Origin of the sequence: Bacteroides zhangwenhongii, assembly GCF_009193325.2 — a bacterium.
GTDB classification, from domain to species: domain Bacteria; phylum Bacteroidota; class Bacteroidia; order Bacteroidales; family Bacteroidaceae; genus Bacteroides; species Bacteroides zhangwenhongii.
The window spans coordinates 1,341,806-1,357,484 of sequence record NZ_CP059856.1 but is presented as its reverse complement, the minus strand read 5'-3'; the positions used below and the strand labels follow the sequence as shown (position 1 = coordinate 1,357,484).

Here is a 15,679-nt window from a genome sequence, read left to right as displayed (position 1 = left end):
ATTTCCACAGATTATAGAACCTTAGAAATCTGTGCCAATCCGTGTAATCTGTGGTGAAAATAATATATTAATGAAGTTTCTCAAATTCCTGCATACAATCGATCAATGCCTGCACGCTTTCTTTCGGCATAGCGTTATAGCAAGATGCGCGGAAACCACCTACCGAACGGTGTCCCTTGATACCTACCATACCTTTTTCAGTAGCAAACTTCAAGAAGTCGGCTTCGAGGTCTTTGTATTCGGGAGCCATTACGAAACAGATGTTCATGCGTGAACGGTCTTCCTTAGCGGCAGTACCCACGAACATTTTATTACGGTCGATTTCTGCATACAACATATCAGCTTTTTCGATAGCACGACGTTCCATTTCTTTCACACCACCCTGTGCTTTGATCCAGCGCAAAGTCAGCAATGCAGCGTAGATAGGCACAACAGGAGGAGTATTGAACATAGAACCGCCATCAATGTGAGTCTGATAATTCAACATTGTCGGGATGTAGCGGGAAACCTTGCCCACAGCGTCATTCTTCACAATTACGAATGTCACACCGGCAGGAGCCAGGTTCTTCTGTGCACCACCATAAATACAGATATATTTGGAAACGTCAATCGGACGTGAGAAAATGTCAGAAGACATATCGGCAACCATAGGAACCGGAGAATCAAGATCTTTCTTTAATTCTGTACCGTAAATGGTGTTGTTAGTAGTAATGTGGAAATAATCTGCATCTGCCGGGATTGTATAATCTTTGGGGATATAAGTATATGTAGCTTCAGCAGAGGAAGCAACTTCTACAACCTCACCAAATCCTTTAGCTTCTTTCATCGCTTTTTTAGCCCACACACCTGTGTTCAGATAAGCAGCCTTTTTTTCCAGGAAGTTATAAGGAACCATGCAGAACTCCATACTAGCACCTCCACCCAGGAACAGTACCGAATAGCCTTCGGGGATATTAAGTAATTCCTTGAATAATGCCTCTGCTTCGTCAACCACAGGTTGGAAGTCTTTGGCGCGGTGGCTGATTTCCATCAAAGAGAGACCAGAGCCGTTGAAATCTAAAATAGCCTTCGCTGTATCCTCTATCACCTCACGCGGAAGAATGGAAGGTCCTGCATTGAAATTATGCTTTTTCATTTGAAGTTTGTTTTTGGTTTAACAATTTCGTTACTTTTGTCTTTTGACCTTGCGAATTTACGAATTTATTTCCGCCGCACAAATCTTTCCTTATAAAAATACTGTTTTAAAGCAGATTTTCCTTTCTTTTTATTGGTTTATACAGGATATATACACCATATTGTTATCCGTAGATGTCAACCTATCCTACTTTGCCTCCTCAATAATGGTTTTCACACCTTTTATCTTCTCGCCTTGAATCAGATTCAGGAGTTGTTTGACCTTTGCACGCCGGACAGCGACAAAAGCATAATGCTCTTTCACATCTATCGCTCCTACATCTTCACGAGTCAGATTACCTTTCTTATACAAGAATCCGGCAATGTCCATTTTGCTTAGTTTTTCCTTCTTGCCCTTACCTATATATATAGTACTCCAAACAGATTTGGGCGGACGGGGTGGATTTTCAGGCAATGCGACGGTTTCCATATCTTCCGGGATATAGGCAGGGAGTTTTTCTTCGGCATGAAGAATCAAATAAGAAGTTCCGGTAGCGTCCCAACGTGCCGTACGCCCGTTCCGATGCGTAAAGGCTTCCTCATTCACGGGCAAGTGATAGTGGATGATGTGCTCAATCTCCGGAATATCCAGTCCACGGGCAGCCAAGTCTGTAGATATCAACACATGGCAACTGCCGTTACGGAACTTATATAATGCCCGCTCACGATCCGGCTGTTCCATACCGCCATGAAAACGTTCGGCAAACAGTTTCTTATCCGCCAGCAGTTTTTGCACACGATCCACCGCATCCCGATGATTGCAGAAAACAATGCTCGAACTGCTTCCCAATGTGCAAAGCAGATTGTATAAAGTATCAACTTTATCTTTTGCCGGAGAAAGTACTTTCATCAATTTCAAACGGGACTCCTGTTCGTCGGCAGCATCCGGCAAGAAGTTCAGTCTGACTGTACGGTTCAGCCCTGTAAATTCCGGAATCTCCTCTGCGTCGGTTGCAGAAAGCAACATCCGCTTTTTCAATCCGGGCAGTTGCGTGATAATCTCCGCCATCTCATCATGGAAACCGAATTCTAATGATTTATCAAATTCATCGATGATCAAAGTTTCAATCGTTTCGGGATTGAAATTTCCTTTAGACAGATGGTCGGTAATACGTCCCGGAGTACCGATAATAATAGCGGGATGATTGCCTGATATACTCTTCTTTTCTTCCGCGATAGGATGTCCGCCGTAGCAACAACAGGTCTTCCAAGCAGTTCCCATTGCCTTAAATACACTATCAATCTGCAGAGCCAGCTCACGTGAAGGAACCAGAATCAAAACCTGTACATTGCCATTGTCAGGTTTTAGTGTGAGCAATAAAGGCAACAAATAGGCAAGTGTCTTTCCCGAGCCGGTCGGCGACAACAAGATAACGTCTTTCCTTCCGGTAGCCTGTTCCAGTGACGCTTCCTGCATCGGATTCAACTCTTCAATCTTCAGGTTGTGAAGGGCTGACTGTATAATTTCATTTTTCTCTAACATGTCTTTTTAAAGTAATTACAAGTTTTCTTTCAGCAAACTCTGATAGAGAGCTACCGGCCCCAAATGCCACATTTTTGTCTCCTCCTTTTCCAACTGTTTGTAGGTTTCAGATGCATAAAAGGCTTTCACTGCTTCCAAAGTACTCATATTTCTATCTTCGGCCAACATTCCGGCCACCCAGCTTACTTTAGAAGGAAGAATAAGGTGTAGATTCTTTTGATCAATAGTCAGATTCATAAGGTCACCTCCTTTGCTTCAATAAATACAATTGCTCGTAATGCCTCTTTGGTATGGAATAAAAATTGATCTACCAATTTATAAACTTTCAATTCTGCAATCAACGTTTGTTTATCAAGCAAACCTCCCTCATAAAGAGCAAAAGCGGCATATACTCTATCATTCGCTACCGGACCATATACAATATCGTATGAATGGATAAAATCCTTATTTGTACGATTAGCCATCACAAAATCGACCCATTCATCGGTTGGATTCTCAAAAATCAAACTATTGAATTTATCCAAAGCGCCTTTATCAAATTCATATTCATTAATATACCCTTTATCAGCATTTTTCTCTTTTATCCTACGCTTAACCCAGGCTTCAGCTTGTTCAAACGAAGTTGTAGTATAAAATCCCATACCATAATCCAATGTCCGATTGGATGTACGGATTTCCGGATTGCTCACTATCTCTAAACTTCCGTGATATAGCTTCATTTTTCTTCGTTTGTTCTTATTTTGATAAATTCATCAATATCGGCAAGAATCCATTGTCGGCTCTGAGTATGCAATATCTCAAAGTGTTCAGCAAGATATTCCAACACGCCATAACGATTCAGAAAGTTCATTGCTTCTGTACCGGTCATTCTTTTTTCGTTTTTATATTGCTCAATACAAAACGACAAGAAGTAAGCTATATCTTGTTCCTTTTTATCCATCACAAATAGTACTCATCAAGGCTCAAATGTAGAGCGTATTGCAAATATAGATAATATTTCGCATAAACAACACTCTTGGGGTATTGAGACTGCAAAAATGGGACAAAATAAGATGAAAATCAATATTGAATATTAATTATCTTCATTGTATATTGGGAATAGTGCGCACTCAAGTAATCCATATCCAACAAGCCTATCATCTGTATACAAATTCCGCTCTTCTCTAGCTAAAAAAAATAGGGAAAGCCCGATTCCGAACTTTCCCTATCCTAAGCAGCCCTTATATAACTTATATAAAAAGCTACCCGATTCTATGAAATACTATCCTCCGAAGTTATCGAACATCAAGTTCTGTGCCGGAACACCGAGATCGTCGAGCATTTTCTCAACGGCTTTCGACATCGGGCCAGGACCACACATATAGTATTCAATATCTTCAGGAGCTTCGTGATTCTTCAAGTAAGTTTCATAAATCACATTATGAACGAATCCCGGAGTATACTTCACACCTGCGGCATCGGCAGCAGGATCCGGACGGTCAAGTGCCAGATGGAATGAGAAGTTCGGGAAATCCTTTTCGATTTGCAGGAAGTCTTCCAAGTAGAACACTTCGTTCAAGGCACGGGCACCATAGAAGTAAGACATCTTGCGGTCGGTAGTATGCAACGTCTTCGTCAAGTGCATGATTTGCGCACGCAACGGAGCCATACCGGCACCACCACCGATCCACATCATTTCCTTGTCGGAATTGAAGATCGGGTGGAAGTCTCCGTAAGGACCACTCATGATTACCTTGTCACCCGGTTTCAGGGTAAAGATATAAGAAGAAGCGATACCCGGCATCACATCCATAAATCCAGGTCCCTGATCTTTCGGTTTGAACGGAGGAGTAGCGATACGTACTGTCAACATGATACGGTCACCTTCGGCAGGATAGTTCGCCATAGAATAGGCACGAATCGTCTCTTCGTCATTTCTACATTTCAATCCCATCAGACCGAATTTCTCCCATGCAGGCAAGTATTCGTCACCGATCAGACTCTTATCAATATCCTTGTCATAGTCCATTGAGAATTTAGGAATCTTGATCTGCGCATAAGAACCCGGAATAAAGTCCATGTGTTCATCCTTAGGCAAAGCAACGATAAACTCTTTGATAAATGTAGCCACGTTCTTGTTGGAGATAACCTCGCACTCCCACTCTTTTACGCCAAGTATAGACTCATCAATCTTGATAGACATATCCCCTTTCACTTTCACCTGGCAGCCCAGACGCCAATGATCTTGCTGCTGTTTGCGGCTGAAGTGAGGAATTTCCGAAGGAAGGATCTCTCCACCACCTTCGAGCACCTGGCATTTGCACTGTCCGCAAGAACCCTTACCACCACAAGCGGATGACAGGAATATGCCATTCACAGACAGCGTATTCAGCAAAGTAGAGCCGGAAGCCACTTCCAGTTCCTTTTCGCCATTAATTGTCAGTTTCACGTCACCTGACGGCACCAGGAAGTTCTTGGCAACCAACAGGATAACCACAAGCAAGAGAATAACCACAAGGAATACCCCAATGCTCGCTAATATTAAATTCATATCCATTGTCTTATTCCTTTCTTTTTAGATGTTCAAACCAGAGAAACACATAAATGCGATTGCCATCAGACCTACTGTGATAAATGTGATACCCAGACCCTTCAACGGAGCAGGCACATCAGAGTAAGCCATCTTCTCACGGATAGCAGCCAGACCAACGATAGCCAGCAGCCAACCGATACCCGAACCCAACGCGTATGAAAGAGCGTCCCAGATGTCACCGATATATTTCGGATCGCTCGGACCGAGGTTGATACGTTGTTGCATAAACAGAGAAGCACCCATGATAGCACAGTTAACGGCAATCAGCGGAAGGAAGATACCCAATGAAGCGTAGAGCGAAGGGCTGAAACGTTCCACCACCATCTCCACCAATTGCACGATACCGGCAATAACGGCAATGAAAAGAATAAAACTCAAGAAACTAAGGTCGACACCTTCGATGATAGCGTTGGCAGCCAGCACCTTAGTCTGCAACAGATAGTTGACCGGAAGCGTCACCAGCAACACGAAAGTCACGGCGATACCCAGTCCTACGGCAGTCTTCACATTCTTCGATACAGCCAGGTATGAACACATACCCAAGAAGAACGCGAATATCATGTTGTCCACAAAGATAGAGCGGACGAATAAGCTTAATAAATGTTCCATATCTTTTAATTAAGAATTAAGAATGAAGAATTAATTACTTTCTTCCTGCAGTTCTTTGTGACGTGAACGTTGGTACCAGATAACGCAAGCGACGATAATCAGCGCCATCGGAGGCATCAACATCAGACCGTTGTTCACGTATCCGATTTTCTGAATAGGCTCGTAGTTCAAGATGTTGAAACCGAGCAATGTTCCCGAACCCAGCAGTTCGCGGAAGAACGCGACGATAACAAGAATCTTGGCGTAACCCAATCCGTTACCTACACCATCCAGGAAAGATTCCCAAGGACCGTTCTGCATGGCAAATGCTTCCAGGCGTCCCATCAGGATACAGTTGGTAATGATCAGACCTACATATACAGAAAGCTGCACGCTTACATCGTATGCAAACGCTTTCAGAACCTCACTTACGATAGTCACCAACGCAGCTACCACAACCAACTGAACGATGATACGGATACGGTTAGGAATGGTTTTGCGCAACAATGAAATCACCACGTTAGAAAACGCTGTAATAACCGTAACCGAAAGTCCCATCACGATAGCAGGCTCCAGTTTTGCGGTAACGGCAAGTGCGGAACAGATACCGAGCACCTGTACGGTCACCGGGTTATCTATTCCCAACGGAGCAGAGAATACTTCTTTATTCTTCTTTGAAAACAATTGTCCCATATTCTATTTTTCTCCTCCTTATTATTTAGTTAAAAAATTCACGTACTCTTTCAAACACTCTTTCAGCATAGTGTCCACACCTACCGAAGTGATTGTACCACCGGAGATACCGTCCACCTGATAGTCAGCTTTCTCTACCTTGCCGTGTTTCACGACTCCCAAAGCGACCGCACCATTTTCCAGCGTCTTTTTGCCGACAAACGATTGTTGGAACCAGTCGGTAGCGATCTCAGCGCCCAGACCCGGAGTCTCACTCGCGTGAGAGAAGTAAGTACCGTATACAGTATCCTTATCCTCATTCAGTGCAACATATCCCCAGATAGCACCCCAAAGACCTGCACCGTAAACAGGAACTACATATTTCGTCTGTCCGTCCACTTCGCAGACAAACACATGAAGACGATTCTCCTCTTTTGCTTCTTTCTCGTAGTTCGTAACGAAGTCTCCGGTGTTTTCAGTCAACGTACCGTCAACGTTCATCAGCATATCGCCTTTCACATATTTCTTATATTCAGCATCCGCATCCTCCACATTCTTAATATTCAATGCGGCAAGAATCTGCTTCTTCGTATCCAACTGTACATTCTTGTCTTGCGTAGCTTTCAGCGAAGAGCTGACGAATGCCAGAAGGAATGCAACGATAATAACCATTACCGAAGCATAAATGATAGTATAACTGTTACTATTTGTATTCATTTTCATTCGGTATTTATTGGTTAGACTTGATAGCACGTTTTTCACGACGGCTGATATTGCCCTGTACCACACAGTAGTCGATCAACGGAGCGAAGATGTTCATCAACAGGATGGCGAGCATCATACCTTCCGGATAACCCGGATTCAGCACACGGATGACAACAGCCATCACACCGATGAGGAATCCGAAGATATACTTGCCTTTTTCAGTACGTGCGGACGTTACGGGGTCGGTAGCCATAAATACGGCGCCGAAACAGAAACCGCCGAGCACAAGATGTTCGTACCACGGCATATTTGCCATAGCATTGCCTTCCATGCCGATCGCGTTGAATACCCATGCCATGAACGCGCCACCTACAAATACGGAAATCATAGTTTTCCAGCTTGCCACGCCTGTCCACAGAAGGATAACGGCGCCGATCAAGATAGCGATCACGCTCGTCTCGCCGATAGAACCGGGAATCAGACCGATCACCATATCCATATTGAACGCGGGAGCAGCGCCTGTCGTGGCGGCCACACCGAGCGGAGTGGCAACCGTCAATCCGTCCACCGTCTGTCCCAAACCGAAGATACTGTCGCCCGATACCCAAACGGCATCACCGGACATCTTGGTCGGATATGCGAAGAACAGGAATGCGCGAGTGATCAATGCCACATTAAAGATATTCATACCTGTACCGCCGAAAACCTCTTTTGCGAAGATCACAGAGAATGCGGTAGCTACGGCAAGAATCCACAGCGGACAGTCCACCGGAACGATCATCGGGATCAGGATACCGGAAACGAGGAATCCTTCCTGAATCTCCTCCTTCTTCCATTGAGCCACAACGAACTCAATACCCAGACCTACCACGTATGATACGATAATTTTCGGCAACACTGCCAGGAATCCGTAGATAAACATCTCAAAGAAACTACCGGTAGCGCCCGTGTGAGTGAAATGCTGATAACCTACGTTGTACATACCGAACAAGAGAGCCGGTATCAACGAAATAACCACAATCGACATGATGCGTTTGCTATCGATTGCGTCGTGTATGTGCGTTCCCGTTTTCGCAGTCTTGCTGGGCACGAACAGGAATGTTTCGAAGCCGTCGAACACCGACTGGAATGCGTGGAATTTGCCGCCTTCTTCAAAGTTCGGCTTTATCTTATCGAGATAATTTCTTAACGCTTTCATTAATATATTTACTATTTTACTATTTACAATTTACTATTTGCCGACAGTCGGGCGATTATGCCATTTCAGCTCGCAGCATATCGAGTCCGGCACGAACGATGCGTTGCAGCTCCATCTTCGAAGAGCAGACGAATTCGCAGAGAGCGAAATCTTCGGGTGCGACTTCGTAGATACCAAGCGCTTCCATACGGTCGATATCACCGGCGATGATAGCCTTAATCAGATATTCGGGCAGGATATCCATCGGGAATACCTTGTCGTACTCACCGGACATGATCATGTGGCGTTCGCCACCTTTCACGCGGGCATCCAATGTATACTCCTTTTTGCCCATCAGCCAACTGAAATATGAGCGGTTGGCGCTGAACTGATTGAAACGCGGCATGATCCATCCGAGCATTTCATGAATATCATCCCCTTCGGGAATCACCGTCAACTGGCTGTGGAACGCTCCCAGGAATCCGTTCGGAGACACCTGCTTTCCAGTCAGCACATTACCGCTGATATAGCGCAAGTCCTTGTCCTTAGTGACATTGCCGGCAAACACGTTGGTGAGCAGCGCCCCTACCTGAAGTTTGCAGTAAGCAGGTTTCAGCACTTCGGAACCTGTCACGGCCACCGTACGGGTGAAATCCACACGACCGGTATTGAAAAGACGGCCGATGAAGATAACAGCTTGCGGATCAATAGTCCATACCGTTTCTCCCTTAGAGACAGGGTCGAGATGGTTGATCTGAACACCCACGTTACCGGCGGGGTTCGGTCCGTCGAATGCGGTGATTGTAACGTTCTTGGCCTGCGTCAGAGCGGCAGCATTCTGTTTTACACTGATACTCAGATAAGTTTTTGCCAGTTTGGCGAGCGCATCGAGTCCTGTCTGGAAATTTGCTTCTTCGCCTTTCAGCGCAAACTCAAAATCGGGTGCCAACGGGTTGGTATCGAAAGCAGAAACGAAGATACCTTTCGGAGTCACCGTCGGATCTGCGATAATGTCATAAGGACGTTGTCTGATAAATGCGAAAAGACCGGCTTCCAGCAAAGCGTTCTTTACAGCCTCCGCATCCATCGTTGCCACATTCTTCTTGCCAAATTCCTCGTAGTCCTGCTCAGTAGCAGCTTCTACCACGATGTTCAACACCTTACGACGAGCTCCACGCTCTACACTCGTCACTACGCCGCTCACGGGCGAAACAAATTTAATTTCAGGATGATACTTGTCGATAAACAAGGGTCCACCGGCCATCACATATTCCTGTTCCTTTACGACCACCTTCGGTGTCACACCAGGAAAATCATCGGGCACGAGGGCGTAAAAACCCGGCTCCTTCACTGTTGTGTACGTTTCAGCAGCTTTACCTTTCAGGTTTATGTCAAGGCCTTTGCGTAACTTTATTACATTTGCCATGCTATATAAAATAATGGTTTCATAAATTTGCCGCAAAAGTAATAAATAAGATTGGGATTCGGGAGGAAAAAAGGGAGTAATTACGGAGATTTTTCCGTAATTATCTTCGTGTTCGCACACGTACCCCATCTTTCTTTTCTCCCGAAACCAAAGAAAGAAGCAAAGAAAAAGAGCGAATTTACATTTATTATCTATGAATATGAAAACTAATCGGAATAAAAGCGTTTTCTTTGTACCCTGAAATTAAGAAAGAATATGAAACAGCCGAAGCTCTACAAGATGAAGAAATATATAATAGGTATATGGATGGCATTGTTGCCCATCGGTGTCATGCTGGCTCAGACAGACAGTACAAGGACGGTAAAAGATACCAAACGCGAGTTACGTCGCCAGCGTGTGGCGAAGCGGAATTTACATTACAACATTCTGGGAGGTCCCAGCTACACACCCGATTTCGGTTTTCTGGTGGGCGGTAGCGCGTTGATGACGTTCCGGATGAATCCGAGCGACACCACCCAGAGACGTTCCGTCGTACCCATGTCCATCGCGTTGATATTCAACGGAGGGCTCAATCTCATGACAAAGCCGCAACTCTTCTTCAAAGGCGACCGTTTCCGCATATTCGGCACTTTCTCCTACAAAAACACCATCGAAAACTTCTACGGTATCGGATATGGCACCAACAAGGACTATCCGCGAGGGGAAGATACGAGTGAATACCGGTATAGCGGTATTCAGGTGAATCCGTGGTTTCTGTTCCGGTTGGGGGAAAGCGATTTCTTCGCAGGTCCCCAGGTTGACTTGAACTACGACAAGATTACCAAACCGGCGGCGGGAATGGTCGAGCAACCGTCGTATATCGAGGCAGGCGGCACGGAACATGGATACACCAATTTCAGTTCGGGACTCGGATTCCTGCTGACCTACGACACACGCGATGTGCCTGCCAATGCCTATCGGGGCACTTACCTCGATTTTCGGGGGATGATGTACAGCAAAGCTTTCGGAGGTGACGATAATTTTTACCGTCTGGAGATAGACTACCGTCAATACAAAACGGTAGGAAAGCGGAAAGTTCTCGCCTGGACCGTGCAGAGCAAAAACGCATTCGGAGACGTCCCTTTGACGAAATATGTATTGAGCGGAACCCCTTTCGACCTTCGCGGCTATTACATGGGACAGTTCCGCGACAAGTCCTCTCATGTAATGATGGCTGAATACCGCCAGATGATAAATACAGACAAAAGCACATGGATCAAAAAGATGTTGAACCACATAGGATATGTGGCTTGGGGAGGCTGCGGATTCATGGGACCCACACCGGGAAAGATAGAAGGCGTCCTGCCTAATCTCGGAGTCGGCCTGCGCATAGAAGTCCAGCCCCGCATGAACGTACGTCTCGACTTGGGAAGAGACATGGTGAACAAGCAGAATTTGTTCTATTTCAACATGACGGAAGCCTTCTAGCACAAATTAACAAGAAAGAATGCAAAATTGACAACAAAAGACTGTTCATAAATGAAATTAATCCTTATATTTGCGCAAGCTATGTCACAACAGAACACAGCAGAAGCAAATAACAGGGTTATTTTATGAAACGAATTATATATATCTGTTTAGGATTACTCCTTTTATTCACCTCCAACACACCGATCGTTGCGCAAGAGGTCAGTGATTATACTCAATTAAGCGAAGAAGATTACAGCAATATCACTCTTCCCCCACTCTCCGTCCTGTTTGAGAACGCCAAAGACAACCCCATCTATGAGATGGCAGATGTCAAAGCGGCGGTAGAGCGCAAACTGCTGGCGAAAGAAAAGCGTGCATTTCTCGGATTCTTCAGTCTGCGGGGAAGCTACCAATACGGTACTTTCGGCAATGAATCCACCTATACAGACGTTTACGTAGAGCCATACCCCACCTACTCCACCCAAGCCCAGAACGGATATACGGTAGGAGCGGGAGTCAGCATCCCATTGGACGACCTGTTTGACCTCAAGGCGCGTGTCAGTCGTCAGAAGCTCAATCTGAAGAGCGCGGAGCTTGAGCGGGAAATCAAATACGATGAGATCAAGAAGAACATAATCGAGATGTACGCGATGGCTACATCACAGATGAAAGTCCTTCAGATGCGAAGCGAGGGTCTGGTGCTGGCGAACGTGCAATATGAGATTTCCGAAAAGAATTTTGCTAACGGAACCATCGAATCCACCGACTTGGCGACAGACAAGGAAAGGCAGTCGCAAGCCCGTGAAGCATACGAAAAGAGCAAGTTCGAGTTAACCAAGAGTCTCATGATACTTGAAATTATTTCACGCACGCCCATTATACGAAAATAAAAGACTAAGATATGAATTTCATCATTTCCATCATACGGACCCTATTTCGGCATCGTTGGCTGATACTGATAGGGACCACTCTCTTCACATTACTGGTCATTTATTACACACGCCATATGCGAGGCGGGTATGATGTGAAAGCAACCCTTTACACGGGAGTCGCTTCGGGCTACAACCTCGAAAGTGACAAACGCACCGATTGGGCAACCGTGCAGAACTCCATGGACAACCTCATCAGTATCATGCAGGCCGAAAGTACGCTGAAAAGAGTCAGCCTGCGATTGTTCGCCCGCATACTGATCAAAGGGAATCCGGAAAAAGAGAACGACGGAATCACCCCTTCCAGCTACAACTACACATACAACCATCTGAAAAACAGCCCTCCGGGAGACGAGATACTGAAACTGATCGACAAATCGAGCGAAGACAAGACAGTAGCCAATCTGGAAGCATATATGCGTCCGCATAGAGACAATTACATCTACGGGCTCTTTTATTATTCCCATCCCTATTACAGCTACGGTGCTCTGAAAAATGTAAAGGTACAGCGCCGCCTCACCAGTGACCTGCTGGACATCAGCTATACTTCCGGTGATCCGGGTATCGCCTACAACACCGTAAGTATCCTGATGCACGAGTTTGTCGAGGAATACCGCCGTATCCGTTACGGAGAGACGGACAAAGTGATCAAGTATTTCGAAGAAGAGCTGAAACGTATCGGAAAGCAACTGAAAGCGGAAGAAGAAGACCTGACGAAGTATAATGTACAAAAACGCATTATCAACTACCTCGACGAGACTAAGGAAATAGCCGCCATCAGCAAGGAATACGAGCTGAGAGAACAAGATGCGCTTTTCGCGTTCAACAGTACCTCATCCATGCTCAAAGAGTTGGAAAGACACATGGACAGCAATGCCAAGCAGGTACTGAAAAACATGGAGTTCGTAGACAAGCTGCGCGAAGCCTCCAACATCACCGGCAAGATATCGGAAGCCGAAGCGATGACCGATTCCAACAAGAAAGACCCCCATTCGCTGGAAGGAGACAAAAAGCGGTTGAACGAGCTTAAACAAGAACTGAACGAGTTGACTACCTCATACGTAGGTCACAAATATACCAAAGAAGGCGCGTCGCGCACCAATATCATCGACCAATGGCTGGAACAGACATTGCTCTACGAGAAGGCGAAAGCCGAACTGAAAATCGTACAAAGCGCCCGTCGCGACTTGAACAACCGTTACGTATTCTTCGCTCCTGTAGGTACCACCATCAAGCAGAAAGAACGTAGCATAAACTTCACGGAACGCAGCTACCTGACCGTCCTGCAAAGTTACAACGAAGCTTTATTGAGGAAAAAGAACCTGGAGATGACCTCCGCCACGCTGAAAGTCCTCAATGAGCCAACCTATCCGATCGGAGCCAACTCAACCAACCGGAAACAGATCGTCATAGCCGCCTGTGTCGCCATCTTCGTGATTATCATAGCTTTGCTGGTATTGGTAGAATTGCTTGACAGAACACTGCGCGACGCCAGCCGCACCCTGCGGGTGACGGGATATAAGGTGATAGGCGCCGTTCCCAGCCTCTCGACCGCCCGCTACGGAGGACTGACCAAAACGTACGTACAACTTTCCGTAAGGGAGCTGACCAACTCCCTGCTCCGCTTCCTGACCAAGCGGAAATCCCCCGGCGTGTTCATCATCAACCTGTTCAGCACCAGCGAGGATTCCGGAGAAGACATAATCGGGACACTGATCTGCGGGTTCATGCAAAGCCGCAAACTGAACACGAAGTTCATCTGCTACGATAAAGACTTCGATACCGCGTCCACCCAATACCTGCTTGCAAGGAGCGTCACGGACTTCTATACGCCGCAAGGAGAAGACGTGCTGATCGTCGCCTATCCGCCTCTGTCAAAGAGCAGCATATCGAGTGCCCTGTTGCACGACGCCAACGCCAACATACTAGTGACTCCGGCCGATCGCGGATGGAAAACGATAGACAAGCAACTATGCGAGCAGCTCATGTTGCAGTTGGGCAAGAGCAGTGTGCCTTTCCGTATCTGCCTGACCAACGCCAGCCGTGAAGCCGCCGAAGACTTCACCGGACAGTTGCCGCCATATACCCTGTTGCGCAGGATCAGCTATCATTTCAGCCAGTTGTCATTGACAGAAAAGATCATATTCAACCTCAGAAGAAAAGCAAAGGAAGCAGAAGACGAGGACGATGACGAATAGGAACACTACTTTCCATATCCTGCTTGCCGCACAATTCGCGCTAATAGCGGTAAGTATGCTTGTAAACGTCAAGACAGGGCTGTTCTCAATGGTTCTCATCTTGTTGCTCACCGTTATTTGCCTGATACAGCTCAGCAACGACAAGTCCACCGAATGGAAGCGCGGGCAAAACCTCATGACCTGGCTGTTCATCGTCTGGCTGCTATATTATCTGATGGAGATAATGAACCCCAACAACGTGTTGGAGGCATGGAACATCAACATCACGCCCTACGTGCTCATTCCCCTGATATGCGCATTCGTCGTTCCGGTCGTCATACGTACCAAGAAAGACATAGAACTGCTATTGATCGTATGGTCCGTGTTCGTCATCATCTTCACCCTCAAGGGATACTGGCAGAAAAACCACGGTTTCAGCGCCAAAGACCTTTACTTCCTGTACGCTCTCGGCGGCGCGCGCACCCACATCATCTGGTCGGGCATACGTTACTTCTCCTGCTTCTCGGACGCGGCAAACTACGGTGTGCACTCAGCGATGGCAGCCGTCACCTTCTCCATCTCCGCATTCTTTGTCGACTCCAGATGGAAGCGCATCTATTTCCTTTTTACAGCCTTGTGCGGTATCTACGGCATGGGTATTTCCGGAACCCGTTCCGCTATGGGAGTGCTTATGGGCGGCATGCTGATGATTACTATCATAGCCAAAAACTGGAAAGCGTTACTAGGGGGAATATTCATATCTATCAGCATTTTCGTATTTTTCTATTACACCAATATCGGGAGCGGAAACCAATACATCTATAAGATGCGTTCCTCCTTCCATCCCACCGAAGACGCCTCCTACCTCGTGCGTGTGGAAAACCGCCAGCGGATGAAGGAACTGATGGCAAGGAAACCGATAGGCTACGGGATAGGACTGTCCAAGGCCGGCAACTTCAACTCCAAAGAACAAATGCCCTACCCTCCCGACTCGTGGCTGATTGCCGTCTGGGTAGAAACCGGCATAGTCGGTCTCATCCTCTACCTCGCCATTCACGGTGTCCTTTTCGCCTGGTGCTCATGGATACTGATGTTCAAGGTGCGTAACAAAAACCTGCGGGGACTGATAGCAGCCTGGCTTTGCATGAATGCGGGATTCTTCATTGCCGCCTACGTCAACGACGTGATGCAATATCCCAACCAACTGACTGTATACACAGGCTTCGCCCTCTGCCTCGCCGCACCTTATATAGACAAACACATCAGTGAGGAGCCAGAGGAAAGTGAGAAACAAGAACTGCACCTGATTAAAGGACCAAACGAATAAA

15 protein-coding genes are annotated in these 15,679 nt (G+C 46.3%); 4 read left to right on the top strand and 11 right to left on the bottom strand.

What is annotated here, in order from left to right:
• Positions 1-67: 67 nt before the first annotated feature.
• The 11 genes from serC to GD630_RS05350 all read right to left on the bottom strand — a co-directional run bounded on the left by serC (position 68) and on the right by GD630_RS05350 (position 9,796).
• On the bottom strand, positions 68-1,135 hold the full coding sequence (serC, locus tag GD630_RS05400) for a 3-phosphoserine/phosphohydroxythreonine transaminase (RefSeq protein ID WP_007753195.1): 1,068 nt from the start codon (positions 1,133-1,135) through the stop codon (positions 68-70).
• A 186-nt stretch (positions 1,136-1,321) separates the two neighbouring features.
• Positions 1,322-2,656, bottom strand: a complete 1,335-nt coding sequence (locus GD630_RS05395) for a DEAD/DEAH box helicase (protein ID WP_143864542.1) — start codon at positions 2,654-2,656, stop codon at positions 1,322-1,324.
• 15 nt (positions 2,657-2,671) lie between these two features.
• Positions 2,672-2,893 carry a hypothetical protein gene (locus GD630_RS05390; RefSeq protein WP_143864543.1) on the bottom strand — a complete coding sequence of 74 codons (222 nt, stop codon included), beginning with the start codon at positions 2,891-2,893 and terminating at the stop codon, positions 2,672-2,674.
• Positions 2,890-3,375, bottom strand: coding sequence for a DUF3990 domain-containing protein (locus GD630_RS05385; RefSeq protein ID WP_143864544.1), 486 nt, complete (start codon positions 3,373-3,375; stop codon positions 2,890-2,892). Before GD630_RS05385 ends, GD630_RS05390 begins: the two co-directional genes overlap by 4 nt.
• Positions 3,372-3,596 carry a DUF3791 domain-containing protein gene (locus GD630_RS05380; RefSeq protein ID WP_143864771.1) on the bottom strand — a complete coding sequence of 75 codons (225 nt, stop codon included), beginning with the start codon at positions 3,594-3,596 and terminating at the stop codon, positions 3,372-3,374. Before GD630_RS05380 ends, GD630_RS05385 begins: the two co-directional genes overlap by 4 nt.
• A gap of 321 nt (positions 3,597-3,917) precedes the next feature.
• Complete coding sequence (gene nqrF / locus GD630_RS05375; RefSeq protein ID WP_143864545.1) at positions 3,918-5,192, bottom strand: NADH:ubiquinone reductase (Na(+)-transporting) subunit F; 1,275 nt, start codon at positions 5,190-5,192, stop codon at positions 3,918-3,920.
• 18 nt (positions 5,193-5,210) lie between these two features.
• A complete protein-coding gene (gene nqrE, locus GD630_RS05370) occupies positions 5,211-5,837 on the bottom strand; it encodes an NADH:ubiquinone reductase (Na(+)-transporting) subunit E (RefSeq protein ID WP_005676340.1) in 627 nt (208 codons plus the stop codon).
• Between the two features lie 30 nt (positions 5,838-5,867).
• Positions 5,868-6,509, bottom strand: a complete 642-nt coding sequence (locus GD630_RS05365) for an NADH:ubiquinone reductase (Na(+)-transporting) subunit D (RefSeq protein WP_143864546.1) — start codon at positions 6,507-6,509, stop codon at positions 5,868-5,870.
• A gap of 21 nt (positions 6,510-6,530) precedes the next feature.
• Positions 6,531-7,205 (bottom strand): Na(+)-translocating NADH-quinone reductase subunit C, encoded by a 675-nt coding sequence (locus tag GD630_RS05360; protein ID WP_182505712.1) that lies wholly within the window; start codon positions 7,203-7,205, stop codon positions 6,531-6,533.
• 13 nt (positions 7,206-7,218) lie between these two features.
• On the bottom strand, positions 7,219-8,391 hold the full coding sequence (locus GD630_RS05355; RefSeq protein WP_143864548.1) for an NADH:ubiquinone reductase (Na(+)-transporting) subunit B: 1,173 nt from the start codon (positions 8,389-8,391) through the stop codon (positions 7,219-7,221).
• Positions 8,392-8,446: 55 nt separating this feature from the next.
• Entirely contained in the window at positions 8,447-9,796 is a 1,350-nt protein-coding gene (locus GD630_RS05350; RefSeq protein ID WP_143864549.1) for a Na(+)-translocating NADH-quinone reductase subunit A, read from the bottom strand.
• A gap of 279 nt (positions 9,797-10,075) precedes the next feature.
• Between GD630_RS05350 and GD630_RS05345 the strand changes: the two genes are divergently transcribed.
• The 4 genes from GD630_RS05345 to GD630_RS05330 all read left to right on the top strand — a co-directional run bounded on the left by GD630_RS05345 (position 10,076) and on the right by GD630_RS05330 (position 15,678).
• Positions 10,076-11,263, top strand: coding sequence for a BamA/TamA family outer membrane protein (locus tag GD630_RS05345; RefSeq protein WP_143864772.1), 1,188 nt, complete (start codon positions 10,076-10,078; stop codon positions 11,261-11,263).
• A 125-nt stretch (positions 11,264-11,388) separates the two neighbouring features.
• Positions 11,389-12,135 (top strand): TolC family protein, encoded by a 747-nt coding sequence (locus tag GD630_RS05340; RefSeq protein WP_143864550.1) that lies wholly within the window; start codon positions 11,389-11,391, stop codon positions 12,133-12,135.
• A gap of 11 nt (positions 12,136-12,146) precedes the next feature.
• Positions 12,147-14,372, top strand: coding sequence for a GumC family protein (locus tag GD630_RS05335; protein WP_143864551.1), 2,226 nt, complete (start codon positions 12,147-12,149; stop codon positions 14,370-14,372).
• Positions 14,362-15,678: an O-antigen ligase family protein gene (locus GD630_RS05330; RefSeq protein WP_143864552.1), complete on the top strand. Its 1,317-nt coding sequence runs from the start codon at positions 14,362-14,364 to the stop codon at positions 15,676-15,678. Before GD630_RS05335 ends, GD630_RS05330 begins: the two co-directional genes overlap by 11 nt.
• The last annotated feature ends 1 nt before the right edge of the window (position 15,679 follow it).

What these genes read in the sequence shown, in the direction of transcription:
- serC (WP_007753195.1), bottom strand. Translation starts at nt 1,135, where the DNA reads ATGAAAAAGCATAATTTCAATGCAGGACCTTCCATTCTTCCGCGTGAG.
- GD630_RS05395 (WP_143864542.1), bottom strand. Translation starts at nt 2,656, where the DNA reads ATGTTAGAGAAAAATGAAATTATACAGTCAGCCCTTCACAACCTGAAG.
- GD630_RS05390 (WP_143864543.1), bottom strand. Translation starts at nt 2,893, where the DNA reads ATGAATCTGACTATTGATCAAAAGAATCTACACCTTATTCTTCCTTCT.
- GD630_RS05385 (WP_143864544.1), bottom strand. Translation starts at nt 3,375, where the DNA reads ATGAAGCTATATCACGGAAGTTTAGAGATAGTGAGCAATCCGGAAATC.
- GD630_RS05380 (WP_143864771.1), bottom strand. Translation starts at nt 3,596, where the DNA reads ATGGATAAAAAGGAACAAGATATAGCTTACTTCTTGTCGTTTTGTATT.
- nqrF (WP_143864545.1), bottom strand. Translation starts at nt 5,192, where the DNA reads ATGGATATGAATTTAATATTAGCGAGCATTGGGGTATTCCTTGTGGTT.
- nqrE (WP_005676340.1), bottom strand. Translation starts at nt 5,837, where the DNA reads ATGGAACATTTATTAAGCTTATTCGTCCGCTCTATCTTTGTGGACAAC.
- GD630_RS05365 (WP_143864546.1), bottom strand. Translation starts at nt 6,509, where the DNA reads ATGGGACAATTGTTTTCAAAGAAGAATAAAGAAGTATTCTCTGCTCCG.
- GD630_RS05360 (WP_182505712.1), bottom strand. Translation starts at nt 7,205, where the DNA reads ATGAATACAAATAGTAACAGTTATACTATCATTTATGCTTCGGTAATG.
- GD630_RS05355 (WP_143864548.1), bottom strand. Translation starts at nt 8,391, where the DNA reads ATGAAAGCGTTAAGAAATTATCTCGATAAGATAAAGCCGAACTTTGAA.
- GD630_RS05350 (WP_143864549.1), bottom strand. Translation starts at nt 9,796, where the DNA reads ATGGCAAATGTAATAAAGTTACGCAAAGGCCTTGACATAAACCTGAAA.
- GD630_RS05345 (WP_143864772.1), top strand. Translation starts at nt 10,076, where the DNA reads ATGAAGAAATATATAATAGGTATATGGATGGCATTGTTGCCCATCGGT.
- GD630_RS05340 (WP_143864550.1), top strand. Translation starts at nt 11,389, where the DNA reads ATGAAACGAATTATATATATCTGTTTAGGATTACTCCTTTTATTCACC.
- GD630_RS05335 (WP_143864551.1), top strand. Translation starts at nt 12,147, where the DNA reads ATGAATTTCATCATTTCCATCATACGGACCCTATTTCGGCATCGTTGG.
- GD630_RS05330 (WP_143864552.1), top strand. Translation starts at nt 14,362, where the DNA reads ATGACGAATAGGAACACTACTTTCCATATCCTGCTTGCCGCACAATTC.